This is a genomic window from Bacillus sp. EU63, from assembly GCF_038592915.1.
Lineage (GTDB): Bacteria > Bacillota > Bacilli > Bacillales > Bacillaceae > Bacillus > Bacillus velezensis.
Window position 1 is genome coordinate 990896 of record NZ_CP151944.1, and the last position, 25564, is coordinate 1016459.

The following is a 25564-nucleotide window of genomic DNA, read 5'->3' on the forward strand; positions in this document are numbered from 1 at the left end:
GCGGAACGCAATAGGTCCGCACTTTTTTTGGTTGTATAGGATATTAGTTTTGTAAGGTTTTCTCCAGCTGTCTGATTTTCTCTTCGATATCAGCGATTTCCTTTTGGAGATCCTGCTGGTGCGGCTTGATTTCCTCCTGCCACCTTTTAATGCTGGTCTGAAGCTCTCCGCCTACGTCTTTAATGACTTCTGCGCTTTCTTTCGCCGTTTGGACAAGCTGGTCCTTAAGCGCCATTCCGTCTTTTTTTAACCGTTTGATTGTGTCCTCAATTGAATTGCAATTCTCTTTGATTTTGCCCCGCAGCTCTTTTCCGGATGAAGGAGCCGAGAGTAACACCGCTGCGCCTCCGATCAATCCGCCTACGAAAAGGCCTGTTAAAAGGGAACGTCCGTCAGCCATTTGAATCACCCCGTTTTTTTTCTCATAACTTTTATCATTTTTGTTCAGAAGAATAAACTTCTATACATAGCTTGCTTTATTTTAGCATATTTTTTAAGGGAAAAGGAGGGAGAAGGTTGTCTGTCTTTATGATTGTTTTATCTTGTATGGCTCTTGTCTTTGCGGCGGGCGCCGTTTATTACCTGAAACTGCTCGGCCAGGCCGCTTCTTATCCGCCGAAGCGGGTCGTCCGCCAAAAGGCCATCGTCTGCTCAGCAGGAACCGCCCTCGCATTGTTCCTTATCTTTTTCACAAAACTTCTCGTATAAAACATGCTGAAACACATTAAAAAACCTCTTCCGGCCGGAAGAGGTTTCGGTATGCGGTTATTTCACCGTTTCAATCATATTGGACCGTTTTAAGATCGTCTGCACAATCGGATGCATAATGATAATGGCGATCGTATTCAGCGCAGCCGCCGGAAGGACGACCGCGAGCACCAATGCGGTGAATCCGCCCGGCAGGCCGACAATCAGAAGGGCCAGCGCCAAAAAGAGCAAACCGGAGATGAAGGTGCCGGCTATCGTAATGACGGCGGCGGCCGCTGTTTTCACGCTCTTTTTCACCAAAAGCGCCAGCGCGAGAAACAGAAACGCCGTTACCGGTTTTTCAATGATATTCGGAAGCTGTCCGCCCGGAAAAGATGTCGTGAGTGCGGAAATGATTCCCGTTACAATCCCGATCATCAGTACGTTCTGCACACGGGGGAATAACAGAATACCCATAAACATCATCACAAGCATCATATCGGGTTTCATTCCGAATAATACCGGCGGCATAATGGAATGAAGCACCGCTCCGATTGCCGCAAACAGGGCCATAATGACTAATTCTTTTGTTTTCATACTAAGCTCTCCTCTGCTAAGCTTTTTCGCCATCCAATAATATGCTCGTCATTTATTGCGATGGCCGGAAAAATTGATATGCAAACAGTATATCAAAGGAACCGTTATGTTAGAAGAAATTTATTCGTTTTCCTGCTGGAACTTTCTCATAAACTGAGCCAGTTTTTCACAATCAGCCAGGCTGACGGCGTTGTAGATAGACGCCCTGCAGCCTCCGACTGAGCGGTGGCCTCCGAGTCCGATCATTTTAGCCGCTTTCGCTTCTTCAACGAATTTTTTCGTGAGACTGCTGTCGCGGAGGGTGAACGTGACGTTCATGTGAGAACGGCTGTCTTTTGCGGCATGCCCCGCGTAAAACCCGCCGCTTGCGTCGATTGTGCCGTACAGGACATCGGCCTTTTCCTGATTGCGCCGTTCAGCCGCTTCGACACCGCCGTTTTCAGCCAGCCATTCAAGGACGAGGCTCAGCATATAAATCGCAAATGTAGGCGGCGTATTATACAGTGAGTCGGCTTTTGTGTGAGTGGAGTATTTCAAAATTTTAGGGACGTTGGCGTTTTCGTTTTCAAGCCATGATTTTTTCATGATGACGACCGTGACGCCGGACGGCCCGAGGTTTTTCTGGGCTCCGCCATAGATGACATCAAACGTTTTGACATCAATTTTTCTGCTCAGGATGTCGCTTGACATGTCGGCTACGAGCGGGATCGGTGAATTCGGGAACTCTTTCCACTGCGTTCCGAAAATCGTGTTGTTTGACGTAATATGCAGGTAGGCGCCGTCTTTGATTCCTGAGAGGTCCGCTTCCGGTATGCGGTTGTGGTTTGAATCTGCGCTTGTTGCCGTGACGGATGTGTTTCCGAACAGTTTCGCCTCGGCGAGTGCTTTTTCAGACCATGCGCCCGTTACGATGAAGTGCGCCGTTTTTTCCGGTGTTAAAAAGTTCATCGGCAGCATGGAGAATTGAAGGCTTGCGCCGCCTTGAAGAAATAAAATATCATAATCATCGGGAATATCCATCAGTTCTTTCAGAAGGCTTTTGGCTTTTTGGTGCACCGCGTCATATTCTTTGCTCCGGTGGGACAGCTCCATGACGGACATGCCGGTATCATTGAAGTTGACAAATTCTTTTTGTGCTTTTTGCAGCACATCCAGTGGAAGGGCTGCGGGTCCTGCATTGAAATTCGTTGTACGTTCCATGTTTACGATCTCTCCCTGTTTTCCGCTTTAGTGTAAGAAATAATACAATTATCCTATCACAATTTTTTGATTTTTTTGATATAAAAAAATATAATTTATGTTTTTTGTGTTTCCGGACGCAAAAAAACCTCATCTTTAAGATGAGGCAAGCCGTTTTCTGACGGTTGAAGCGATCTTCTGAAGATCGTCAGGCGTATAGTCTTCGGCGTGGGTCTTCCAGACAGCCCCGAAACCGTCGCCTTTTCCGTAACGCGGAATGATATGCATGTGAAAATGGAACACCGATTGGCCCGCTTTTTCACCGTTGTTATTGAGAATATTCAGCCCGATCGGCTCGAATTCATCGCGGATGGCGCGTGCGATTTTCGGCACCGCTTCAAAATATTCTTTAGAAAGCTCAGGCGTAAACTCGTACACGTTTTCGATATGTGTTTTCGGAATCACGAGCGTATGGCCTTTTGTGACCTGGCTGATATCAAGAAACGCCGCGACGTGTTCATTTTCGTATACTTTTGAAGACGGAATGTCACCGGCAATGATTTTGCAGAAAATACAATCGTCCGCTTTGTGCATAGATGGGTTTCCTCCCTGAAAAGAAATATATGTATATTCTCATCGTACCACAAAAACGGCCAAAACAAAAAACAGGATGAACGGCTGCGCGTTCACCCTGATGCAGAAGTACGAAGCTTTATCACAGAAAATTGAATATGCCTTTTGTAAGCACCTCATTTGTTTTTAAAATGAAGACTTATGAGTCTGCTTAATCATTCCTGGGACAAACACCTCATTTGATTATTTCATCATGAATGAAGAACATCATCAAAGCAGTGTGTGAAGAAATTGTAAGCACAGGACATGTTGATTTTCATCCAACTGTTCTAAGACGTCTTTTATAAACACCTCATTTTCAGTTGATTAAAGCTGTTTCCTTCTACATACATTATGATGTCCGCCAAAACGATAACTATGCACGATTTTCACGTGAGAAAAAAAGGGAATCGTTTCAAATCAGACTTTATTTTTGGTACTATGAAGAAAAACGAATCAGAAGGGGAGAAATTATGTCTCTGCTATCGGTAAAAGACTTAACCGGCGGTTATACGAGAAACCCGGTCTTAAAAAATGTTTCATTCACCCTTGAGCCGAACCAGATTGTCGGACTCATCGGATTAAACGGCGCGGGCAAAAGCACGACGATCCGGCATATTATCGGATTAATGGACCCGCATAAAGGCTCGATCGAGCTGAACGGCAAGACGTTTTCGGAGGATAAGGAAAGCTACCGCTCGCAATTTACGTACATCCCCGAAACGCCGGTGCTTTATGAAGAACTGACGCTCAAAGAGCATTTGGAGCTGACGGCCATGGCGTACGGCCTTTCCAAAGAAACGCTTGAAAAAAGGCTTCCTCCGCTTCTGAAAGAATTCAGAATGGAAAAAAGGCTGAAATGGTTTCCCGCTCACTTTTCCAAAGGGATGAAGCAGAAGGTCATGATCATGTGCGCGTTTCTCGCGGAGCCTTCGCTTTATATCATTGACGAGCCGTTTCTCGGCCTTGACCCGCTTGCGATCAATGCATTGCTGGAGCGGATGGACGCCGCGAAAAAAGCCGGATCAAGCGTGCTGATGTCAACGCATATCCTGGCTACGGCAGAGCGCTACTGTGACGCTTTCATTATTTTACATAACGGCGAAGTGCGGGCAAGCGGCACACTGGAAGAACTGAGAGAGCAGTTCGGCATGAAAGACGCAGCTCTTGATGACTTGTATATCGAACTGACGAAGGAAGACGCCGGCCATGAATAATATGTCTACTATTTGGCAGTCCCGGCTTGAAGAGCATATAAAGGAAACCAGAATGTATATGAAATATATGCTCAATGATCATCTCGTCATTGTGCTGATCTTTTTTATTGCCGGAGCGGCAAGCTGGTACAGCAAGTGGGTCAAAGACATTCCCGTTCATTTTCCGTCATTTTGGGTGATGGCGGTGCTCTTTTCATTTGTGCTGACCGGTTCATACGTCCGGACACTGTTAAAGGAAGCGGACCTCGTGTTTCTGCTGCCGCTTGAACCGAAAATGGGGACATACTTTAAGCATTCATTTAAGTACAGCTATCTGTCACAGCTGTTTCCGCTTATTGCCCTGTCGCTTGTATGCATGCCTCTGTTTTTCGCTGTAAGTCCGGGGGCGTCGCTTGCGTCGTATGCCGCCGTATTTATTCAGATGCTGGCGGTAAAAGCGTGGAATCAGGCCATGGAGTGGCGGATGACGTTTATGAATGACAGAAGCATGAAAATGATGGATGCGGTCATACGCTTTATCTGCAATATGCTGCTTTTATACTTCGTCTTACAGTCGTTTTATGTGTACGCTGCCGCCGTCTACATTGTGATGGCCGGCCTTTATGTGTATTTCACATCGGCCGCAAAACATAAATCATTAAAATGGGAAGCCCATATTGAATATGAATTAAGAAGGAAGCAGCGGTTTTACAGAATCGCCAATCTGTTTACCGATGTGCCTCACCTGAAGAAACAGGCAAAACGCCGGGCGTATCTCGACTTTTTGCTCAGAATGATTCCGTTTGAACAGCGGAAAACGTTCTCCTATATGTATGCGCGGGCCTTTCTGCGTTCAAATGATTATCTCGGCATTCAGGTCAGGCTCACGATTATTTTTATCCTGATTATTATGCTCGTTTCCGCCAATCCGTGGATAACGGCGGCGTTAACCGTATTTACCGTCTTTATTACGGGGATACAGCTTCTGCCGCTGTTCGGGCATTTTCATCATCTGTCGTTACAGGAGCTTTACCCGGTCAACCAGAAAGCGAAGCTGCAAAGTTTCTTTTCGCTGATGAAATCGGCGTTAACCGTGCAGGCGCTGCTGTTCTGTGCAGCGTCAGCTTATGCCGCGGGAATCAGCGGGGCGCTGTATGCGGCTGTTGCTTCAGCCGTTCTGATTTTTGTGATCATGCCTTCGTATATGGGCGGAAGATTGAAAAAGTACGGCAAGCTGTAATCTATCGGGTTTTTGAAACCTCAATGAAAGAAGGAGACACAGATGACCGACGATCAGCAGCTGATACAGGAAGCACTGCAATGGAAAGCGCGTTTTTTGCGCAAAGATTCTATGCTTGAACGTTTTTCTAAAGGAATGCAGGCGAAAATCAATGAGCGGATTCCCGATAAAATTCATGCCGTCATCACAGAAAGCATTAAAAAAATGACCGAAGCAACAATGGCGGGTTCAAATCTGGTGAAAAGCAAGCGGGATACAAACGGTATGACGCTTGCTGAAAAAGATGCCCTCGCCAGACAAACCGTCGCATCGTACCAAAAGGTCGCGGCAGCCGAAGGTATCGGTACGGGGGCCGGCGGAATTTTTTTAGGGATGGCTGATTTTCCTTTGCTGTTATCCATTAAAATGAAATGTCTGTTCGATCTTGCCTCCATTTACGGCTATGATGTGAAAGACAGGGATGAACGATTGTTTTTGCTGTTTATTTTTCAGCTGGCTTTCTCAAGCGGTGAACAGCGGAAACGCATATACTCAATGATTGAACAATGGGATTCGAAAAAGCATGATGTCGATTGGAGAGTTTTTCAGCAGGAATACCGCGATTATCTGGACGTGGTGAAATTGTTTCAGCTTTTGCCGGTCGTCGGAGCCGCCGTGGGCGGAGCGGCCAATTATAAACTGCTGTCACAGCTCGGTGAGACGGCAAGGCACGTTTTTCATTTAAGAATCACAGCAGCCGGTACGTAATGTACCGGCTGTTTTTTATGTCAGCGGGGGTAGCTTACCGCGGCGCCGATAAGCACCTTGGCGGCCGTCAGCATCGCTTTTTCATTAAAATCAAATTTCGGGTGGTGATGAGGATAAATGGTTTCCGCGTTTTCTAAAGCGGCGCCCGTAAAGAAAAATGCGCCTTTTGTATGCTGCAGATAATAGGAAAAATCCTCTCCGGCCATCTGCGGCTCTCCTTCAACGACCTTCGTGACGCCGTCTGTTTCCGCTGCGGCTGCCGCACAATGCGCCGCTTCCTCAGGATGATTAACGACGGCGGGATAACCGCGCTTGAAACGATATTCATAGGAAGCGGAGTGCATGGAACAGATTCCTTTTACGACGGCTTCTATTTCTGCTTCGAGCAGGCTGCGCACACTTTCGTCAAACGAGCGGACGGTGCCTGATATGACTGCCTGATCGGCAATCGCATTAAACGGATTTTCAGCGGTGAACGAGCCGGCTGAGATGACGGCCGGCTGCACCGGATTTACCCGCCGGCTGACGATATGCTGAAGAGCCGTGACGATTTGTGAGCCGATTAAAACGGCGTCCTTCGTATCGTGAGGAATCGCGCCGTGGCCGCCTTTGCCGATGACTTTAATCGTAAAGCCGTCAGCGGCGGCCATCACTGGGCCCGGGCGGCATAAGACCGTTCCGACGGGTTCAGTCGCCCAAAGGTGAGTGCCGAAAATGGCATCGACATGCTCGAGGCAGCCATCCTCAATCATTGATTTTGCTCCGCCGGGAGATAATTCTTCGGCGTGCTGGTGGATCATCACAAATGACCCTTTCAGTTTTTCCCGGTTGCGGTACAGCACTTTTCCGACCGCAAGCAGAGCCGCCGTATGGCCGTCATGCCCGCAGGCGTGCATGACGCCGGGAATTTGTGAAGCATAGGGCACATCTTTTTCATCCTGTATCGGCAGAGCGTCAAAATCAGCTCTGAGTGCCACGGCCGGTCCCGGTTCACCGCCTTCAATATAGGCTGTGACACCGTTGCCCCCGACATTCGTCCGGATGGGAACGCCGAGCTTTTCATAAAATGAGGCGATGAACGCCGGTGTTTTTTTCTCCTTAAACGATGGCTCGGGATTCATGTGAAGGTGACGCCTGATTTCAACCATTTCCTCATACAGCCCGTCAAGCTGAGCGTTTAAGCTTTTTTGAAGTGTCGTTAACGTCAAAAGCGATGCCCCCTCGTCTGCTTTTCCCATGATTGTATAGAAAATGTCAGAAGATTTCAATCCTTTTGCTACGGGAGAATGATGATGGCGGCGATCGTTGTGACGACTAGCCCGGCCGCAACCGGGATAAAGTTTTTCCTGGCAAGCTCAAACGGGTCAACTTTACAAATAGCCGCAGCGGGGATCAGTGCCCAAGGGACCAATGTTCCGCCCCCGACCCAGATCGCTGAAATCTGGCCCAGCGCCGTTAAAACGGCCGGGTCCGTATGAAGCGCGGCGGAAAACAGCTTTGCCATCGAGCCTGCAAGAGATATACCGGAAAACCCTGACCCGTCGAGCCCGGTAATCGCACCGACTGCGGCCAGGGCGATGCCGGCGAATTCTCCGGACATCGGAAAAGAATGGGACAGGGCCAATCCGAGGTCATTGACGATCCCCGCAGATCCTTTCGGCAGCGGGGTGTTCAAAATACTTTTAAACCCCGCGTCACCGAGATAAAAGAAGGCCGCGATCGGAATGACGGGGCCGAATACTTTAAAGCCGAATTGAAAACCGCCGATAAAATACTCGGTGATCTTTTCTAAATGCCGCTCTTTATATACAATGAAATGAACGATCAGGAGAATGCCGATCGCGGTTCCTCCGACGAGTGCCGTCGCCTCGTTTCCTTGCAGACGGTATACAATCATGCAGATAATATCGGCGAGAAAAACAAGCGGAATGAAAACCGCCAGGATCACCCTGAGTTTTTTCGGCAGATACATACTTGTGTCCAAAGAACCGGAGCTGTCCAAGGAGAGGGGGGCCTTCGTTTTTTTTCGATCCCGCATGATGAGGAAGAAAGCGGTGATTGTCGTCGTTAACCCCATGATCAAAACGAGCGGAATACTTGCCTGCATGACATCGCCCACGGGAATGCCCGCGGCATCGGCCGTTAATTTCGGGGCCGCCTGAATGACGTAATCCCCCGATAAAGCGAATCCGTGGCCGAACAGGTTCATCGCCATAGCCGCGGCGATCGGAGAAAGGCCCGCCCGGATCGCTGCGGGAAGCAGCACAGCGCCGATCAGCGCCACCCCTGGTGACGGCCAGAAAAAAAGAGAGATGGCAAACATCAGACAGCCGATAACCCAATACGCGACAGCCGGCCCTTTCATCAGCTTTGCAAACGGAGAAATCATCGCTTCATTAATACCGGTTTCGGTCAAAAGGCCGCTCATCGCCACGATAAAACAAATGATAAAAATTGTCGGCAGCAATTCTCCGGCGGCATACGTGAAGCTGTGAAACAGGCTGCTGACCGAAGCGGAGAATGAATGCGTCGTCCATAGCGCAATCACAAAAATGCCGGCGAGTGAAATAAAGGTTGTATCTTTTCTGAGAAGCATAAAAACGATAATGGCCGCGATAAAAGCAACATAAAGCAGATGTACCGAGTAGACGCCGATCCCCAATTGAACCACTCCGTTTATAAATAGGATTGCTACAGGTTATTCATAGGCGGGCGGAAGGTGCAAAGAACGAAGCGTAAAATCGGGACATTAAAAAAGCCGGAGAATCTCCGGCGGTTTTTTAGTCTATTGCGTAATAAGCGGTTACATAAGACGGCCGGGAGAAAATAGACGTCGTGTCGATGCCGGCAGATGTTCCGCGTTTTTTATGAGCTTCCTGATAAGAGTTTGACTGCTGCCAATCCTGAAAGGCTTTTTCCTCTTCCCACAGGGTCAAAATGACATACGTATCGCCTTCGAGCGGTCTTAATACGCGGATGGCTTGAAAACCGGGTTCATTTTCCACTTTGCCGGCGCGGTTTTTAAACCGGTTTTCAAACAGCGGACGGCCTTCCTGGGTAACGGCGATGTTGTTGAGGACGGCGTAGCCCGGATTTTTTATTTCCCCGACGCTGTCGATGCTTTCATAGGAATGGGGCGCCTGAAAAACGGTTTCTCCATTTGTTTCATGAATTAAAACCGCATTATCCTCACCTTGCATCAGCACCATATTCTCACTCGGGTGTTTCTTTGCAATCGTCTTTAAAAAATCGGCTGTCCCGTATGTAATATAAACCTTCATATCAGCCACCTCCTGCTTGCTAGTATATCAAAAGAGTGGTATAAGTTTCTATTGGCGACTCATTCTGACATAATTCGAAACAATATTTCCCATACTACAAGTTAAGAAAGGCGAGGTGACTTATGCTGAAAAAGAAAAAAAGATTCTTTATTCCGGCTGTAATTGCGGCGGCAACCGCTTTTCTCGCGTTAATCGGATACATTATCATTATATTTCTCGGCCATTATGTCATCGATGAAAAGAAATTAATACTGCACGCATCTTCAAAAATCGTCGATCAAAACGGTGATGAAATCGCGAGCCTCTATACGGAAAATCGCGAGCCGGTATCCATTCAGCAGGTTCCGGAAGATGTGAGAGATGCCTTTATCGCCGTTGAAGATAAACGGTTTTACGAACATCACGGCATTGATGTGAAGTCTGTCGGCCGGGCGGTGTTCCGGGATGTTTTAGCAGGCGGCAAGGTGGAAGGCGGAAGCACGATCACCCAGCAGCTGGCGAAAAACATTTTTCTGACTCATGATAAAACATTTTTGCGCAAGACGAAGGAAGTCATTATCGCCATCAATCTTGAGCGTGATTACAGCAAGGACAAGCTGCTTGAAATGTACCTGAACCAGCTTTATTTCGGCCATGGCGTTTACGGCATTCAAGCCGCGTCCCACTACTACTTTAATAAAGAAGTAAAAGATTTAACCGTTGCGGAAGGAGCCGTTCTGGCAGCGATTCCGAAGGCGCCATCTCTTTATTCGCCGATTCAGCATCCGGATAAAAATAAAGAACGCCGCGATACGATTCTTGCAATGATGAACGACCAAGGCTATATCAGCGCCAAGGAAGCCGTCAGAGCCCAGGGCCGGACATTGGGGCTTCATGTCAAGAAAACATCAGAAACGCCTTGGTTTGACAGTTATATCGATCTTGTCATCAAGGAGGCGGAATCCCGTTATTCGATGTCGGGTGAACAGCTGCTTCAAGGCGGCTATACGATCCGGACGTCACTTGATTCCAAGCTGCAGAAAACGGCATACACCCTCATGAAGGAAAGCGGCTATTTTCCGGGGACGGATCAGGCGGCAGAGGGAAGCGCCGTCTTTATTGATAATAAAACCGGAGGCGTGCGCGCGGCGGTCGGCGGACGCGACTACGTGACAAAAGGATACAACAGGGTTACGGCGAAGCGGCAGCCGGGCTCAACGTTTAAGCCGATTGCCGTATACGGGCCCGCCATGCAGGAAGACAAGTTCAAACCGTATTCGCTTCTCCAAGACAAACTCACGTCCTACGACGGGTATGAACCGAAAAATTATGACGGACAGTACAAGGGGGAAGTGACGATGCAGGATGCGATCACTTACAGCATAAATGCGCCCGCTGTCTGGACATTGAAGCAGATCGGCGTAGATACGGGAAAATCGTATCTTGAGAAAAACGGTATGAACATTTCTGACAACGGACTCGCGATTGCGCTGGGCGGTCTGTCTGAAGGCGTCACCCCGCTTCAGCTTGCCGGAGCTTATCATACCTTTGCGGCAAGCGGAATGTATACGAAGCCATTTTTTATAGAGAAAATCACGGACGAAGACGGAGAAACGTTGTCCGGGCCTAAAAACGGCAAAACGCGCGTCTTCAGCGGACAGACGGCATGGAATATGACGAGAATGCTTCAGCAGGTCGTAAAAGAAGGAACCGCTTCACAAGGCAGCTATCAAGGTGACCTGGCGGGGAAAACCGGCACGACCACATTTACCGGCGTCCCCGGCGCGACAAAGGACGCCTGGTTTGCGGGATACACTCCCGGACTGACGGGAGCCGTCTGGATGGGCTATGACAAAACGGATAAAACCCATTACCTGAAAGGCGGAAGCCAATACCCGGTCAGACTCTTTAAAGATATCGTCACAAAAGCGGGGGAAAACGGCCGGACATTCAAAAAGCCTGAAAATGTGAAGGAACTGGGCAGCCCGATTGAGCTGGAGGCGGTAAAGTCCCTGTCGGCCCGTTATACATTTAAGGCGATGGGACTGATTACGGTTCAATTAAAATGGGATATTCAAAAGGATGATCGGGTTGTTTACCGAATATATGAGAAGAAAGACGGAAAAGACAAGCTTCTGGATTCGGTGAAAGGAAAAGGCAGCTTTGACATACCGTACGCCAATCTGTTTTCAGGGGCTTCATACAAAGTCGTTCCATATAATTCACAGACGGATCAAGAAGGAGAGGGAACGGAATACGTTCAGCCGAAGCTTTTTTCTTCTTAATCATGAATTCGGCGATTTTTTGAACATTAAGCCTCAATTCTATACGCTTTTGAAAAAACAAGGTATAGTGTAATGGGCGAAGAACACGAACGTATGGTTGCAGGAGGAAAGGTGGAAATTCAGATGAGTAAACGAGAAGCGTTTAATGATACGTTTTTAAAAGCGGCACGGGGAGAAAAGACAAATCACGTCCCTGTCTGGTACATGAGACAGGCGGGGAGGTCGCAGCCGGAATACCGCAAGCTGAAGGAAAAGTACGGCTTAGTCGAAATTACGCATCAGCCCGAGCTGTGCGCGTATGTGACGAGGCTCCCGGTCGAGCAGTACGGAGTGGACGCTGCCATTTTATATAAAGACATTATGACGCCGCTTCCTTATATCGGAGTGGATGTTGAAATAAAAAACGGAATCGGCCCGGTGATCGATCAGCCGGTGCGCTCTGCTGCGGATATTGAAAAGCTCGGCGAACTGAATCCCGAACAGGATGTTCCTTACGTGCTGGAAACGATCCGATTACTCATAAACGAACAGCTGAATGTTCCGCTCATCGGTTTTTCGGGAGCGCCTTTTACGCTGGCCAGTTATATGATTGAAGGCGGGCCTTCTAAAAATTACAACAAAACAAAAGCGTTTATGCACAGTATGCCGCAAGCGTGGCAAATGCTGATGGACAAGCTCGCGGACATGATTATCGTTTATGCGAAAGCGCAGATTAACGCCGGCGCAAAAACCATTCAGATTTTTGATTCATGGGTCGGCGCGCTGAACCGCGAAGATTACCGGCAGTTTATAAAACCGGTGATGGACAGAATTTTCCGGGAGCTTTCAGCAGAGCAAGTTCCGCTGATCATGTTCGGCGTAGGCGCAAGCCATCTGGCCGGGGATTGGCATGACCTTCCTCTTGATGTCGTCGGTCTTGATTGGAGACTCGGCATAGATGACGCCAGAAAACAAGGCATTACAAAAACGGTTCAGGGCAATCTTGATCCGTCGCTCCTTCTTGCGCCTTGGGAAGTCATCGAGAAAAAAGCGAAAGCGATACTTGATCAAGGCATGAAAACGGACGGGTTTATTTTCAATTTAGGGCACGGCGTATTCCCTGATGTCAATCCGGCAACGCTGAAAAAGCTGACGGCGTTTGTACATGAATATTCCGCGGCCAAAAAAACGGAACAATCTTCCTGAGCAGATCGTTGGTTATAAGTAGATTTTCCTGTCAAAATCAAGGTAGACAGACCATCAAAAGAGGTGTTTAACAAAATGAGCAGCAAAAAGAAAATGGGGCTTCTTGTCATGGCTTACGGAACGCCTTACAAAGAAGAGGACATAGAACGTTATTATACGCATATCAGACGCGGAAGAAAGCCGGAGCCTCATATGCTTCAAGATTTAAAAGACAGATATGAAGCGATCGGAGGCATTTCTCCGCTGGCGAAAATCACGCAGGAGCAGGCGGAGAAGCTCGCACAGCGTTTAAATGAAATCCAGGATGATGTAACATTCAAAGTGTACATCGGATTAAAACATATTGAACCGTTTATTGAAGACGCGGTGGCGGACATGCATAAAGACGGCATTACAGAAGCTGTCAGCCTTGTGCTCGCCCCTCATTTTTCAACATTCAGCGTCCAGTCATACAACAAACGCGCGAAAGAAGAAGCGGAGAAGCTCGGCGGCTTGACCATCAAGTCCGTTGAAAGCTGGTATGATGAACCGAAATTCGTTGATTATTGGGTCGGCCAGGTGAAGAAAACGTATGAATCAATGCCGAAAGAAGAACGGGATGACGCGATGCTGATCGTCTCAGCGCACAGCCTTCCTGAAAAAATTAAAGAATACGGCGATCCGTATCCTGACCAGCTGGAGGAATCCGCAAAACTGATTGCCGAAGGCGCCGGAATTACCGAATACGCAGTCGGCTGGCAAAGCGAAGGGAACACCCCTGATCCGTGGCTCGGGCCGGATGTGCAGGATCTCACGCGCGAGCTGTATCAAAAGCATCCTTATAAAGCATTTGTATACGTGCCCGCAGGCTTCGTTGCCGATCATTTAGAGGTGCTTTACGATAATGATTATGAATGCAAAGCTGTGACCGAAGAAGTCGGCGCAAGCTACTATCGTCCGGCCATGCCGAACGCACAGCCTGAATTTATCGACGCGCTTGCAGCGGTCGTGCTGAAAGAGCTGGACAAGTAGAATTAAACGGTAAAGAAGGCGATAAAAATGAGTGGCGATAAAAAACATCTGGTCATCATCGGCGGCGGCATAACGGGATTAGCCGCCGCCTTCTACATGGAAAAAGAAATCAAAGAAAAACAGCTGCCGCTTGAGGTCACCCTGATTGAAGCGGGCCCGAGAGCGGGCGGCAAAATTCAGACGGCGCATAAAGACGGCTACATCATTGAGCGGGGCCCGGATTCTTTTTTGGAAAGGAAAAAAAGCGCGCCGCAGCTCGTCAAGGATTTGGGGCTTGAGCATCTGCTCGTCAACAATGCGACCGGACAGTCTTACGTGCTCGTCAACGAGACGCTTCATCCGATGCCGAAGGGCGCGGTGATGGGCATTCCGACCAAAATCGCTCCGTTCATCTCCACCGGTTTATTTTCTGTTCCCGGAAAAGCGCGGGCGGCGCTTGACTTTGTCCTGCCTGCGAGCAAACCGAAGGAAGATCAGTCTCTGGGTGAATTTTTCCGCAGACGCGTCGGTGACGAAGTCGTTGAGAATTTAATAGAACCGCTATTATCAGGGATTTATGCCGGAGATATTGATAAGCTGAGCCTCATGTCCACGTTTCCGCAATTCTATCAGACTGAGCAAAAGCACAGAAGCCTGATTCTCGGTATGAAAAAATCACGTCCGCAGCCTTCGGGACAGCAGCTGACGGCCAAAAAGCAGGGCCAGTTTTTAACGCTGACGACAGGGCTTCAAACGTTGGTGGAGGAGCTGGAAAAGCAGCTTACGCTGACAAAGGTGATGAAAGGAACGAAAGTCACCCATATCGGCCGCGAGGAGAAAGGATATTCCGTGACGCTTGATAACGGCAAAGTGCTCTATGCGGAAGGATGCATAGTGACAGCCCCGCATAAAGCCGCGGCGAAAATGCTTTCTGATCTGCCGGCGGTTTCATGTCTCAAAGACATGCATTCTACGTCCGTTGCCAACGTCGCCTTAGGTTTTCCTGAGGGAGCCGTCAAGATGGAGCATGAAGGTACGGGCTTCGTTATCTCTAGAAACAGCGACTTCTCCATCACGGCCTGCACATGGACGAATAAAAAATGGCCGCACGCGGCGCCGGAGGGCAAAACGCTTCTCAGGGCGTACGTCGGAAAGGCCGGAGATGAATCCATCGTAGATCTTTCAGATAACGAGATCATTAAAATCGTAATGGAAGATTTGAAAAAAGTAATGAAAATGAATGGCGAACCGGAAATGACCTGTGTGACCCGCTGGAACGAAAGCATGCCGCAATACCATGTCGGCCATAAGGAGCGCATCAAAGAGTTCAGAGATGCGCTGAAAGCTTCCTATCCGGGCGTATACGCGACGGGCGCATCTTTCGAAGGGGTGGGCATCCCCGACTGTATCGACCAGGGAAAAGCCGCCGTATATGATTCACTGGCTTATTTATTTGAAACGTACCAGCCTCCGTTATCGTAAAACGGAGGTTTTTTTGCATGTTCCCGTTCTGTAAAGGGAACACCAATAAAGAGAAAAAACATTTGAATCTTCTTTGCGACTGTGATAAGTTATCTTATGTACAAAATGACTAAAACGTTCAAACGGTCAATTTAACGAGGTGGGAAACATGTCCGTCGATCGGAAAAAGCTCATTCTGGAAGCGGCAACGAAGTCTTTTACACAATTCGGCTACAAAGCAACGACAATGGATCTGGTGGCAAAGCTTGCAAATGTGGGGAAGGGAACCATCTACACGTTTTTCAAAAACAAAGAAGAACTGTTTGATGATATTTTCACCACTATTTTAAGAGAAATGAAGGAACACGCAGACGAAGCGATGAAACCGGAGCTTTCATTTCACGAAAATGTCCACCGGGCGCTTGTCGCGATTTTGGAATTCAGAAAAACACACCAGCTGACTATTAAAATTTTTCAGGAGAACGCCGAGATTGGTACAATAGCCGTTCAGGATGTCATTGCGAAAATGGAGCGGGCCATTCTGTCATACATTAAAGAAAAGATAGAAACAGCCATTGAAAACGGAAGCATTAAACCGTGTGATCCGGAACTGACCGCTTTTGTGATGCTCAAGCTCTACATCGCGCTGATATTTGACTGGGAAAAAAACCATCCGCCTCTTGAAAAAGAGACGATCGCCGAATTGCTGGAAATGTATGTTGGTCAAGGATTATCTAAATAATAGATGATCCTTCACTTTTTAGGTGCCGTGACCGTTTTGTCAAATGAGTCAGTTTGCGGAAGGAGGCAACAGGGTTGAATACAATAAAAAGCCAGTGGAAAGACATTGTAACGAACAAGAAACTGTTAATCCCCATCATTGCCATATTATTCGTTCCGCTGATCTACAGCGGAGTGTTTTTGAAGGCGTACTGGGACCCGTACGGCACGGTGGATCAGCTGCCGGTTGTCGTTGTCAACCAGGATAAAGGGGCGGACTACGAAGGGAAACATCTTCAGATCGGTGACGATCTTGTGAAAGAGTTAAAGAAAAATGATAATTTTGATTGGCATTTTTCAAGCGATCTTGATCAATCGTTAAAGGACTTATTAAATGCTAAATATTATTTATTGGTCGAGATTCCTGAAGATTTTTCGAAAAACGCCAGCACGGTAATGGATAAAAATCCGAAGAAGCTGGATCTGAAATATCATACGAATGCCGGATCAAACTATGTCGGCGCGACAATCGGGGAAAAGGCGATCGACAAACTGAAAGCCTCCGTGTCGAAAGAAGTGACAGAGCAATACGCAAAAGTCATTTTTGATAACTTTAAAGATATTGCCAAAGGGCTCGGCAAAGCCAGCAGCGGAGCCAAGAAAATAGACGACGGCACGAAAAACGCGAAAGACGGCAGCGCCAAGCTGAAGGAAAATTTAGCGAAGCTTACTGAAAGCACCGCCACCATCAGCGATAAAACACAGCAGCTTGCAGACGGAGCGGCGAAAGTGACAAGCGGAATTCAAACGCTTGACAGCTCTATCGCAAAACTTCAGAGCGCAAGCGCCGAAATTCAAGATAAATCAGGACAGATTGCTTCAGGAGGAGGCCAAGTGGCCAGCGGGCTGAAAACGAGCCTTGACGCACAAAAGCAGCTTCAGCAAAAGCTTCCGGATTTAACGAATGGATTAAGCGCGTTAAACAGCAAGGCGCAGGAAGTGTCGCAAAAAGCGGCGGCATTTGAAGATGCGATCAATTCAGTCAACCTGTCAGACATTGAAAACGCGGTTGGGCAGCTCGAGCAGACTGAAAAGGACCTGCAGCAGTTTAAGAAGAAGCTTTCTGATCTGAAAAACAACCTGGATGCCCGGGATGACGCGGTCAAAAAGGTGATTAAGGACAGTGATTTCTTAACGGATGAGCAAAAAGCGAAACTTGTTCAGCTACTGAATGAGAAGCTTCCGAAGGCTGACCTTCCGGATTTAGACAATATCGTCAGCCAGCTTCCGTCCGGCGGAGATATCCAGCTTCCGGATATGTCAGTCATAAAAAGCGCGCTGGCAGATGTAAAAGCGAAGGCTGATCAGCTGAAAGCACTGCCTCAGTCCACATCGAAACTGTATAACGGCGCGGCGGCGGTACAAGACGCGATTAACCAGCTGACGGCCGGAACTGATAAATTGTACAGCGGAGCGCAGACCGTCTTTGAAAGCCAAAACAAACTGACGGCCGGCATCGGCGAATACAACAGCAAGTTCGGACAGCTTAAATCAGGATCAGAAGCGTTAGTGTCAGGGAGCGGCCAGGTGTCTGGCGGCTTAACGAAACTGCTGGACGCGCAAAACAAAATCCATGACGGCTCGTCCAAAATTGAGCAGGGTCAAGCGTCTCTCGGCACCGGTTTAAGCAAGCTTTTAGACGGCACCGGGCAATTGTCCAGCCAGCTGAAAGATGCGGCTGATCAAACCGGGGACATTAAGACGGATGACAAAACGTACAGCATGTTTGCCGATCCGGTAAAAACGGACGATAACGCGATTCATTCCGTGCCTAACTACGGTACCGGACTGACGCCTTATATTCTCTCTATGGGCTTGTATGTCGGCGGATTGATGCTGACGGTCGTATTCCCTCTGAGTGAAGCTTCAGGGCGTCCGAGAAACGGTTTTGAATGGTTCCTCAGCAAATTCAGCGTCATTCTGCTCGTCGGACTGATTCAATCCGTAATAGTCGCCACGGTTCTGTTAAAAGGAATCGGGCTTGATGTGGAAAGCACTTGGAGATTCTATCTCTTTACGATGATTACCAGCATCGCGTTCCTGTCGATGATTCAATTATTGGCGACAACGATGGGAAATCCGGGACGCTTTATCGCTGTCATCATTCTGGTGCTCCAGCTCGGGGCAAGCGGAGGAACCTTCCCGCTTGAACTCCTGCCGGGATTCTATCAAGTGATTCACGGGGCACTGCCGATGACTTACAGCATCAACGGGTTCCGTGCCGTCATTTCAAATGGCGATTACGGCTATATGTGGCAGCAGGCATCCATTCTGTTGGGCATCGCCGTTGTCATGATCGCGCTGACCATCGTGTATTTTACGGTGCAAAGCAAAAAAGAACACAAAACGGAAGAAGAAATAACAGCATAAGAAAAAGAGGCGCTGAGCAGATGGTCAGGGCCTCTTTTTTTGATTTCGATTAAAATCCCCATCTCACCAACAGTCCGGTATACGTCAATCCGCCGCCGAACCCGAACAATACCAGCGTCTGGCCTTCCGACAGTTTTTTTGCTTTCACAGCTTCATCCAAAGCGAGAATAATAGAAACCGATGAAGTGTTGCCGTAATATTCAACGCTTGTCAATGTCCGTTCAAGCGGGAAGGGCAGTTTTTCACAGATGGATTCGATCATCCGCATGTTGGCGCTGTGAGGAACGAACCAATCCAGATCGTCTTTTGAAAAGCCGGCTTTTTCTAAAAGGGCATTGCATTCCTCAGGCACGGTTCTGGCCGCCCATTTATATACTTCGCGCCCGTTTTGCACCATGTTTCCTCCGCCTTTAAGCGGCTCGCCGTTTAATTCTGCGCTCAGTCCCGTGCGATACAGCACGTCCGCGCTGCCTCCCGCTGTTCCTTGCACGGCTGCCAAAAAGCCCGGCGCTGATTCATCGCGTTCCACCAATAGGGCGCCAGCAGCGTCTCCAAAAAGAACACAGGTCGTCCGGTCAGTATAATCCGTTACCTTTGATAATGTTTCACCGGCAATGACAATCACTTTTTGATGGGAACCGGCGGTAATTAATGCGTCTGCGAGCTGAAGGCCGTAAGTGAGTCCGGCGCATGTGGCGTTAATATCAAGCGCCCCCGTTTGCGGCCAGCCGAAGTAAGCCTGCACGCGTGCCGCGGTGCTTGGAAACGCATAGTCCGCCGTCGTTGTGGCGACAAGGATCATATCGACATCATCAAGAGTTCCGCTGTATCGTTCTGCAAGGTTTTTCACCGCTTCCACACACAAATCCGATGTGAATTCATGTTCGCCGGCAATGCGTCTTTCCTTCATACCGGTGCGCTGGACGATCCATTCATCAGATGTATCGACGATGCGCTCCAAATCCGCGTTTGTTAATCGGCGTGCCGGAGCATATGTACCGATTGCTGTAATTTTAGATTTTGACATGAAAAAATCACTCCTTTATATCAGATTATAACACCTGATATTATTACTTGGTACTAATTTTAATAAAAAAACCCAAGCAGCATCCGCTGTTTGGGGAGCATGAGAATCTATTTGTAAAACGGGCTTGTGTGAACGATTACCAATGACGGCAGCGGCAGCATGAATGATGATGCTTCTTTTTATCTTTCTTCTTTTTACAAGGGTCTTCTTTTTTCTTTTTACAGTGATCTTTTTCTTTTTTACAGCCCCAGAAGGCTGCACCAGACCAATTATCCTCAAACCAATCCTCAAACCAATCCTCAAACCAATCCTCAAACCAATCATTATGAAATCTTTTCCGCTTGTGCGGTTTACGGCTGATCATACATTTCCCTCCTATGCTCATGCTCCCTTCATTCTATGAAAAAAGAGAAGGAAAAGATTGGACGGGTTATGGATCAAAAGAGTATATTTTAAGAAGAATAAAATTGATAGGAGGAATGACCTGTGGAAAATATGAAACATACGATGGAACTGATTAAAGAATTGGTGTCGATTCCGAGTCCGACGGGCAATACATACGAGGTTATCGCCTATACAGAAAGTCTTTTAAAAGAATGGGGCGTCTCCTCTTACAGAAACCGCAAAGGCGGTCTTTTTGTCACAATTCCCGGCCGTGATGACAAGAAACACAGATTGCTGACGGCGCATGTCGATACGCTCGGCGCGATGGTAAAGGAGATAAAGGCGGACGGCCGGCTGAAGATTGATTTGATCGGCGGCTTCCGATATAACTCGATTGAAGGGGAATATTGCGAGATCCAAACTTCTTCCGGCAAAACCTATACAGGCACCATCTTAATGCATCAGACTTCAGTGCACGTCTACAAGGACGCCGGCAAGGCAGAGCGGAATCAGGAGAATATGGAAGTCCGCCTTGATGAGCCTGTCCGGACGAAGGAAGAGACGTCCGATCTCGGCATCAGGGTCGGCGATTTCATCTCATTTGACCCGCGCGTGCAGATTACGCCGAGCGGCTTTATTAAGTCCCGGCATCTTGATGACAAAGCGAGCGTGGCTCTGCTCTTGAATTTAATCCGCCGCATCACGGAAGAGAAAATCGAACTTCCGTATACGACGCATTTTCTGATTTCTAATAATGAAGAAATCGGCTACGGCGGCAATTCCAACATTCCTCCTGAGACCGTCGAATACTTGGCTGTTGATATGGGGGCGATCGGAGACGGCCAGTCTACGGATGAATATACCGTCTCCATTTGCGTGAAGGATGCGAGCGGCCCGTACCATTATCAGCTCAGAAAACATCTGGCCGGGCTTGCGGAGCGCTATGGCATTGATTATCAGCTTGATATTTATCCGTATTACGGTTCTGATGCCTCAGCAGCCATCCGTTCGGGCCATGACATCGTCCACGGGCTGATCGGCCCGGGAATTGACGCTTCACACGCTTTTGAACGCACGCATGAATTATCGCTTCTTAATACGGCGAAGCTTTTGCATCGGTACGTTCTATCGCCGATGGCATAAAAAACCCTGCGCGGAAATCATTCCGTGCAGGGTTTTCATTTTAACCTGAGATGGTTGTGTTTTGTTCTGTTTTGGCGAGGCTCATGACCTTCGCGCCTTTAACGGGATCATACTGGCCTTCCCATTTTGACATTACAACGGATGCCAGCGCGTTTCCGGTCAGATTGACGACCGTACGGGCCATGTCCATAATCCGGTCAACCCCGGCGATGAATGCAAGGCCTTCTGCAGGAATGTTGAATGCGCCTAATGTCGCAAGCAGGACGACGAAAGAAGTCCCGGGCACGGCAGCCATTCCTTTGGAAGTGACCATCAAGACAAGCACAAGGGTAATCTGCTGCCAAATGGACAAGTCAATGTGGTATACCTGAGCGAGGAATAAAGCGGCGATAGATTGGTACAGCACAGATCCGTCTAAGTTAAAGGTATATCCGATCGGCACAACAAAGGAAACAATACCTTTCGGACAGCCGATTTTCTCCATTTTTTCCATAACGCGGGGGAGTACGGTTTCGGAGCTTGACGTACTGAACGCTAATAAAATTTCATCCTTCATATAGGCGAGGAATTTGAAAATGTTTACTCCGGCAAGCTTTCCGACGATTCCGAATACAACAATGAGAAAGAAAGCCAAAGCTACATATACTAAACCGACCAGTTTACCGAGTGAAAGCAGGGAACTGAGCCCAAATTTGGAAACGGTAACACCAATCAACGCAAAAACACCAAACGGCGCAACTTTCATGACCAGGTTCACAACATGGAACATCGCATGAGAAACACCTTCAAAGAAGGCCAAGACAGGCTTTCCTTTTTCACCGATTGCCGAGATGCCGAGTGCAAACAGCACGGTAAAGCAGATAATGGCAAGCAGATCTCCTTCGGCTAATGATTGGAAGAAGTTTGTCGGTACGATATGCAGGAATGTGTCTGCGATAGATTTGTTATTTTGTTCTTTTTCTGTTTCAACATATTGACTGATATCTGTCTTTTGAGCTTCATGTATATTAACGCCTGTTCCCGGATGAAACAGATTCGCCAAAGCCAGCCCGAGAATAATGGCAAAAGTGGTAATGATCTCAAAATACAAAATCGTTTTGAAGCCTAATTTTCCGACTTGTTTTCCGCTTCCCGCGCCGGCAACGCCGATGATTAAGCTGGAGACGACAATTGGAATCACTATCATTTTGATTAAGCGTAAAAACAAATCGCCGATAGGCTGTAAATATGTTGGAATGGCGGGATTGCCGTACCAGATGACACCGACTACAACCCCTAGTATGAGTCCGACGAAAATTTGCGTCGCTAGTCCAAAGCGTAATTTTTTCATAGATTACCTCCCGAAGAAAAAAGTGCAATAAGTATCTAAAAAGATAGCTATTAGAACAAATTATAATAGAAAAGAAAACAATCCGTCTATAGAAAAATATAGATTGAAAATACTGAATATTTTAAAACGTACAGATAATTGCTAATAATGGTGAATAACGCCCTATTCAGAAAGTATGATGAGGGCCGAAAAAAACGGGCGCCGCACAACTTAGAATTGTGCGGCGCCCTATTGTCACATATCCTTAATTTTCAAGCAGTCATTACACAAATTAATGTGACACTCATACTGCTCAACAATCTCATTTCCGCATTCTTCGCATTTCTTACCGGGTAAATTTCTGAAAAAATCCGACATCTTTTCCAACATACCCATCCCTCTTTCATTGTTTTGTCTTTACATTGTATTATAACAGTTAGAGAAAATCAACGGCTGTTTTGGCACAATGTTTAAAACATGCAATTTGTACGAAAAATAGGTATATTGGAGGAAAGGAACTTTTTATCATAAACATTCGGAGGATTATATGAAAGTTACAGTTATTGGATGCTGCGGCGGTTTTCCGGCCGCAAACGAAGCAACTTCAGGCTATCTGTTTCAGTCCGGCGGCTATTCTCTGCTCGTCGATTGCGGAAGCGCCGTATTATCAAAGCTGTTTGCTTATGTTCCGGCAGAAGAGCTTGATGCCGTCATTTTGTCCCATTATCACCATGATCACATCGCTGATATCGGGCCGCTTCAATTTGCCAAACAGGTCGGCTCCTTTCTCGGAAAAGGGACGCATGCACTGCCGATTTACGGGCATGATGCTGATATAGAACAGTTTGAGCGTCTTACATATAAAACGCATACAAAAGGAGTGGCCTATCAGCCGGACCGCCCGCTTTCTGCCGGGCCGTTCACCATTACCTTTCTGAAAACGGTGCATCCGGTCACCTGTTATGCGATGCGGATTACTGACGGTTCAGCTTCTGTTGTGTATACGGCTGATTCAAGCTACCAGGACGCGTTTATCCCGTTTGCGGAAAATGCCGATCTGCTGATCTGCGAGTGCAATTTTTACGCAGACCAGGACGGCACGTCAGCCGGCCATATGAACAGTTTGGAAGCCGGACGTATCGCGAAGGAGGCCGGAGCGGGGGAGCTGATTCTCACGCATCTGCCTCATTTCGGCGAGCACCGGAAGCTGAAAGAAGAAGCGGAATTCGTGTTCGAGGGCGAAGTGACAATCGCCGCTTCCGGATTGAAGTGGGAGAAATAAAGGAGGAGCACCATGTTATTTATCGACAATCAAAACATAACCGACCCGAGGATCAACCTCGCGATCGAGGAATATTGCGTGAAGCATCTCGACCCTGAACAGACATACCTGCTGTTTTATGTCAATCAGCCCTCGATTATCATCGGGAAGAACCAAAACACAATAGAAGAAATCAATACGAAATACGTAGAAGATAACGGAATCATCGTCGTCCGCAGGCTGTCAGGAGGCGGTGCGGTTTACCATGACCTCGGGAATCTGAATTTCAGTTTTATCACCAAGGATGACGGCGACAGCTTTCACAATTTTAAAAAATTCACCGAACCCGTTATTCAGGCGCTGCGCCAGCTCGGTGTGGAAGCTGAATTAAGCGGCCGAAACGACATCGTCGCGGATGGCAGAAAAATTTCCGGCAACGCTCAATTTTCGACGAAAGGGCGTATTTTCAGCCACGGAACATTAATGCTGGATTCCGCCATTGATCATGTTGTATCAGCCTTGAAAGTGAAAAAGGACAAAATCGAATCAAAAGGCATTAAGTCAATCAGAAGCCGTGTCGCCAACATCAGCGAGTTTCTTGATGACAAAATGACGGCGGACGAATTCAAAAAGCACCTGCTTCACCATATTTTTAATACAAATGATCTTTCCGAAGTACCGGAATATAAACTGACCGATGAAGACTGGAAAGCGATCCGGAAGATTTCCGAAGAGCGCTATCAAAACTGGGACTGGAATTTCGGAAGGTCGCCCGCATTTAATCTTCAGCATTCGAAACGTTATCCGGTCGGATCGATTGATCTGCGTCTTGAAGTGAAAAAAGGAATCATTCAGGACTGCAAAATTTTCGGTGATTTCTTCGGTGCGAAAGATGTGAGTGAAGTCGAACAGGCACTGACCGGAAAACAGTATGACCGAACCGCTATCAGGGAGGCGCTGGCCGTAATCGATCTGAAACAGTATTTCGGTAAAATAGAGCTGGAAGATTTCCTCGAGCTGATTTATTAGAGCATTTGCCGAACGCATGATTTGAATCAGCGCCCGTTTTTGTGAAATGATAGAACCATAATGTATAGGGAGGGATCATGATGAAAGTATTTCTCATCGGAGCAAACGGACAGATCGGACAGCGGCTGACCGGGCTGTTTCAAAAAGACGGCACGCATACGCTGCGGGCGATGGTCCGGAAACAAGAGCAGAAAGAAGCGCTTCAAGCCGCGGGAACAGAAGCCGTTCTTGCAGATTTGGAAGGAAGCCCGGAAGACATCGCGAAAGCCGCCGAAGGCTGTGACGCGATTGTGTTTACCGCCGGATCAGGAGGAAGCACCGGATACGATAAGACGCTTTTGATTGATCTTGACGGAGCGGCGAAAGCGATAGAAGCGGCAAAGAAAGCCGGCATCAAGCGGTTCATTATGGTAAGCGCCCTTCAGGCTCATAACCGCGGCAATTGGAATGAAGCGCTGAAGCCGTATTACGCCGCAAAGCATTATGCGGATAAAATTCTTGAAGCGAGCGGTCTGACGTATACGATTATCCGGCCGGGCGGGTTATTAAATGATCCCGGCACGGGAAATATCAAAGCCGCGGCCGATTTAGAAAGAGGCTCCATTTCAAGAGACGATGTCGCCAAGACCGTTATCGCATCCCTTGATGAACCGAATACGTATGAAAAAGCATTCGATCTGACGGCGGGCGGCACGCCGGTCAGTGAAGCGCTGAAACAATTATAGTTTCCGGTTTTACGGCACTCGGGGCTTTTTGCCCTTGAGTGTTTTTCTATATTTTTCTATAATAAAAGTGAACGTTTATTCCGGACAAATGAATGAC

Annotated in this window: 25 protein-coding genes; 14 read left to right on the forward strand and 11 right to left on the reverse strand. The window is 47.8% G+C overall.

The genetic code is table 11. From position 1 onward, the window contains the following. Positions 1 to 43 precede the first annotated feature (43 nt). Positions 44 to 400, reverse strand: a complete 357-nt coding sequence (locus tag NYE38_RS05110) for a YtxH domain-containing protein (protein WP_014417330.1) — start codon at positions 398 to 400, stop codon at positions 44 to 46. 116 nt (positions 401 to 516) lie between these two features. Between NYE38_RS05110 and NYE38_RS05115 the strand changes: the two genes are divergently transcribed. Then, on the forward strand, positions 517 to 708 hold the full coding sequence (locus NYE38_RS05115) for a hypothetical protein (protein WP_007409223.1): 192 nt from the start codon (positions 517 to 519) through the stop codon (positions 706 to 708). 57 nt (positions 709 to 765) lie between these two features. Here NYE38_RS05115 and NYE38_RS05120 read toward each other — a convergent pair whose 3' ends face one another. The 3 genes from NYE38_RS05120 to NYE38_RS05130 form a co-directional block, all read right to left on the reverse strand. Next, on the reverse strand, positions 766 to 1284 hold the full coding sequence (locus NYE38_RS05120) for a tryptophan transporter (protein ID WP_012117208.1): 519 nt from the start codon (positions 1282 to 1284) through the stop codon (positions 766 to 768). 120 nt (positions 1285 to 1404) lie between these two features. Continuing rightward, on the reverse strand, positions 1405 to 2484 hold the full coding sequence (gene serC / locus NYE38_RS05125) for a 3-phosphoserine/phosphohydroxythreonine transaminase (RefSeq protein ID WP_340803077.1): 1080 nt from the start codon (positions 2482 to 2484) through the stop codon (positions 1405 to 1407). A gap of 135 nt (positions 2485 to 2619) precedes the next feature. Beyond that, positions 2620 to 3057, reverse strand: coding sequence for an HIT family protein (locus NYE38_RS05130; protein ID WP_340803075.1), 438 nt, complete (start codon positions 3055 to 3057; stop codon positions 2620 to 2622). Positions 3058 to 3548: 491 nt separating this feature from the next. On the opposite strand from NYE38_RS05130, the gene ecsA reads away from it, so the two are divergent. Genes ecsA through NYE38_RS05145 form a run of 3 tightly spaced genes read left to right on the forward strand, consistent with a single transcriptional unit; the run spans position 3549 to position 6258 of the window. Further along, on the forward strand, positions 3549 to 4292 hold the full coding sequence (gene ecsA, locus NYE38_RS05135) for an ABC transporter ATP-binding protein EcsA (protein WP_003155231.1): 744 nt from the start codon (positions 3549 to 3551) through the stop codon (positions 4290 to 4292). Next, on the forward strand, positions 4285 to 5511 hold the full coding sequence (locus NYE38_RS05140; protein ID WP_257988960.1) for an ABC transporter permease: 1227 nt from the start codon (positions 4285 to 4287) through the stop codon (positions 5509 to 5511). The genes ecsA and NYE38_RS05140 overlap by 8 nt, the downstream gene beginning before the upstream one ends. A 42-nt stretch (positions 5512 to 5553) precedes the next feature. Further along, the gene (locus tag NYE38_RS05145; protein WP_014417334.1) at positions 5554 to 6258 is read left to right on the forward strand and encodes an EcsC family protein; all 705 of its coding nucleotides are present in this window, start codon (positions 5554 to 5556) and stop codon (positions 6256 to 6258) included. A 20-nt stretch (positions 6259 to 6278) separates the two neighbouring features. Here NYE38_RS05145 and NYE38_RS05150 read toward each other — a convergent pair whose 3' ends face one another. The 3 genes from NYE38_RS05150 to hmoB all read right to left on the reverse strand — a co-directional run bounded on the left by NYE38_RS05150 (position 6279) and on the right by hmoB (position 9539). Then, positions 6279 to 7466: a M20 family metallopeptidase gene (locus NYE38_RS05150; protein ID WP_326116802.1), complete on the reverse strand. Its 1188-nt coding sequence runs from the start codon at positions 7464 to 7466 to the stop codon at positions 6279 to 6281. A 68-nt stretch (positions 7467 to 7534) separates the two neighbouring features. Continuing rightward, positions 7535 to 8920 (reverse strand): membrane protein, encoded by a 1386-nt coding sequence (locus NYE38_RS05155; protein ID WP_017417381.1) that lies wholly within the window; start codon positions 8918 to 8920, stop codon positions 7535 to 7537. Between the two features lie 118 nt (positions 8921 to 9038). Further along, the gene (gene hmoB / locus NYE38_RS05160; RefSeq protein WP_017417382.1) at positions 9039 to 9539 is read right to left on the reverse strand and encodes a heme-degrading oxygenase HmoB; all 501 of its coding nucleotides are present in this window, start codon (positions 9537 to 9539) and stop codon (positions 9039 to 9041) included. Between the two features lie 122 nt (positions 9540 to 9661). Between hmoB and NYE38_RS05165 the strand changes: the two genes are divergently transcribed. The 6 genes from NYE38_RS05165 (at position 9662) to NYE38_RS05190 (ending at position 18589) form a co-directional block, all read left to right on the forward strand. Continuing rightward, complete coding sequence (locus tag NYE38_RS05165; RefSeq protein WP_065180667.1) at positions 9662 to 11803, forward strand: transglycosylase domain-containing protein; 2142 nt, start codon at positions 9662 to 9664, stop codon at positions 11801 to 11803. A 123-nt stretch (positions 11804 to 11926) separates the two neighbouring features. Beyond that, positions 11927 to 12988, forward strand: coding sequence for a uroporphyrinogen decarboxylase (gene hemE / locus NYE38_RS05170; protein WP_340803071.1), 1062 nt, complete (start codon positions 11927 to 11929; stop codon positions 12986 to 12988). Positions 12989 to 13063: 75 nt separating this feature from the next. Next, complete coding sequence (gene hemH, locus NYE38_RS05175) at positions 13064 to 13999, forward strand: ferrochelatase (RefSeq protein ID WP_017417385.1); 936 nt, start codon at positions 13064 to 13066, stop codon at positions 13997 to 13999. A 27-nt stretch (positions 14000 to 14026) separates the two neighbouring features. Next, the gene (gene hemY, locus NYE38_RS05180; RefSeq protein WP_014417341.1) at positions 14027 to 15460 is read left to right on the forward strand and encodes a protoporphyrinogen oxidase; all 1434 of its coding nucleotides are present in this window, start codon (positions 14027 to 14029) and stop codon (positions 15458 to 15460) included. A gap of 148 nt (positions 15461 to 15608) precedes the next feature. Then, entirely contained in the window at positions 15609 to 16181 is a 573-nt protein-coding gene (locus tag NYE38_RS05185; RefSeq protein WP_003155219.1) for a TetR/AcrR family transcriptional regulator, read from the forward strand. 74 nt (positions 16182 to 16255) lie between these two features. Further along, positions 16256 to 18589, forward strand: coding sequence for a YhgE/Pip domain-containing protein (locus NYE38_RS05190; protein WP_017417387.1), 2334 nt, complete (start codon positions 16256 to 16258; stop codon positions 18587 to 18589). Positions 18590 to 18638: 49 nt separating this feature from the next. On the opposite strand, the gene fabHB is transcribed toward NYE38_RS05190, so the two are convergent. Both fabHB and NYE38_RS05200 read right to left on the reverse strand, forming a co-directional pair. After that, positions 18639 to 19616 (reverse strand): beta-ketoacyl-ACP synthase III FabHB, encoded by a 978-nt coding sequence (fabHB, locus tag NYE38_RS05195; RefSeq protein WP_014417343.1) that lies wholly within the window; start codon positions 19614 to 19616, stop codon positions 18639 to 18641. Positions 19617 to 19752: 136 nt separating this feature from the next. Beyond that, entirely contained in the window at positions 19753 to 19980 is a 228-nt protein-coding gene (locus NYE38_RS05200; RefSeq protein WP_326116801.1) for a hypothetical protein, read from the reverse strand. Between the two features lie 122 nt (positions 19981 to 20102). Between NYE38_RS05200 and NYE38_RS05205 the strand changes: the two genes are divergently transcribed. After that, complete coding sequence (locus NYE38_RS05205; RefSeq protein WP_014417344.1) at positions 20103 to 21143, forward strand: M42 family metallopeptidase; 1041 nt, start codon at positions 20103 to 20105, stop codon at positions 21141 to 21143. Between the two features lie 40 nt (positions 21144 to 21183). On the opposite strand, the gene NYE38_RS05210 is transcribed toward NYE38_RS05205, so the two are convergent. Beyond that, positions 21184 to 22473 carry a cation:dicarboxylase symporter family transporter gene (locus NYE38_RS05210; protein WP_003155211.1) on the reverse strand — a complete coding sequence of 430 codons (1290 nt, stop codon included), beginning with the start codon at positions 22471 to 22473 and terminating at the stop codon, positions 21184 to 21186. Between the two features lie 234 nt (positions 22474 to 22707). After that, a complete protein-coding gene (gene yhfH, locus NYE38_RS05215; protein WP_003155209.1) occupies positions 22708 to 22842 on the reverse strand; it encodes a protein YhfH in 135 nt (44 codons plus the stop codon). A gap of 157 nt (positions 22843 to 22999) precedes the next feature. Between yhfH and NYE38_RS05220 the strand changes: the two genes are divergently transcribed. The 3 genes from NYE38_RS05220 to NYE38_RS05230 all read left to right on the forward strand — a co-directional run bounded on the left by NYE38_RS05220 (position 23000) and on the right by NYE38_RS05230 (position 25467). Further along, positions 23000 to 23734, forward strand: a complete 735-nt coding sequence (locus NYE38_RS05220) for an MBL fold metallo-hydrolase (protein WP_224988480.1) — start codon at positions 23000 to 23002, stop codon at positions 23732 to 23734. Positions 23735 to 23746: 12 nt separating this feature from the next. Beyond that, positions 23747 to 24742, forward strand: coding sequence for a lipoate--protein ligase LplJ (lplJ, locus tag NYE38_RS05225; protein WP_159353981.1), 996 nt, complete (start codon positions 23747 to 23749; stop codon positions 24740 to 24742). A gap of 80 nt (positions 24743 to 24822) precedes the next feature. Beyond that, positions 24823 to 25467, forward strand: a complete 645-nt coding sequence (locus NYE38_RS05230) for an SDR family oxidoreductase (protein WP_017417391.1) — start codon at positions 24823 to 24825, stop codon at positions 25465 to 25467. Positions 25468 to 25564: the final 97 nt, after the last annotated feature.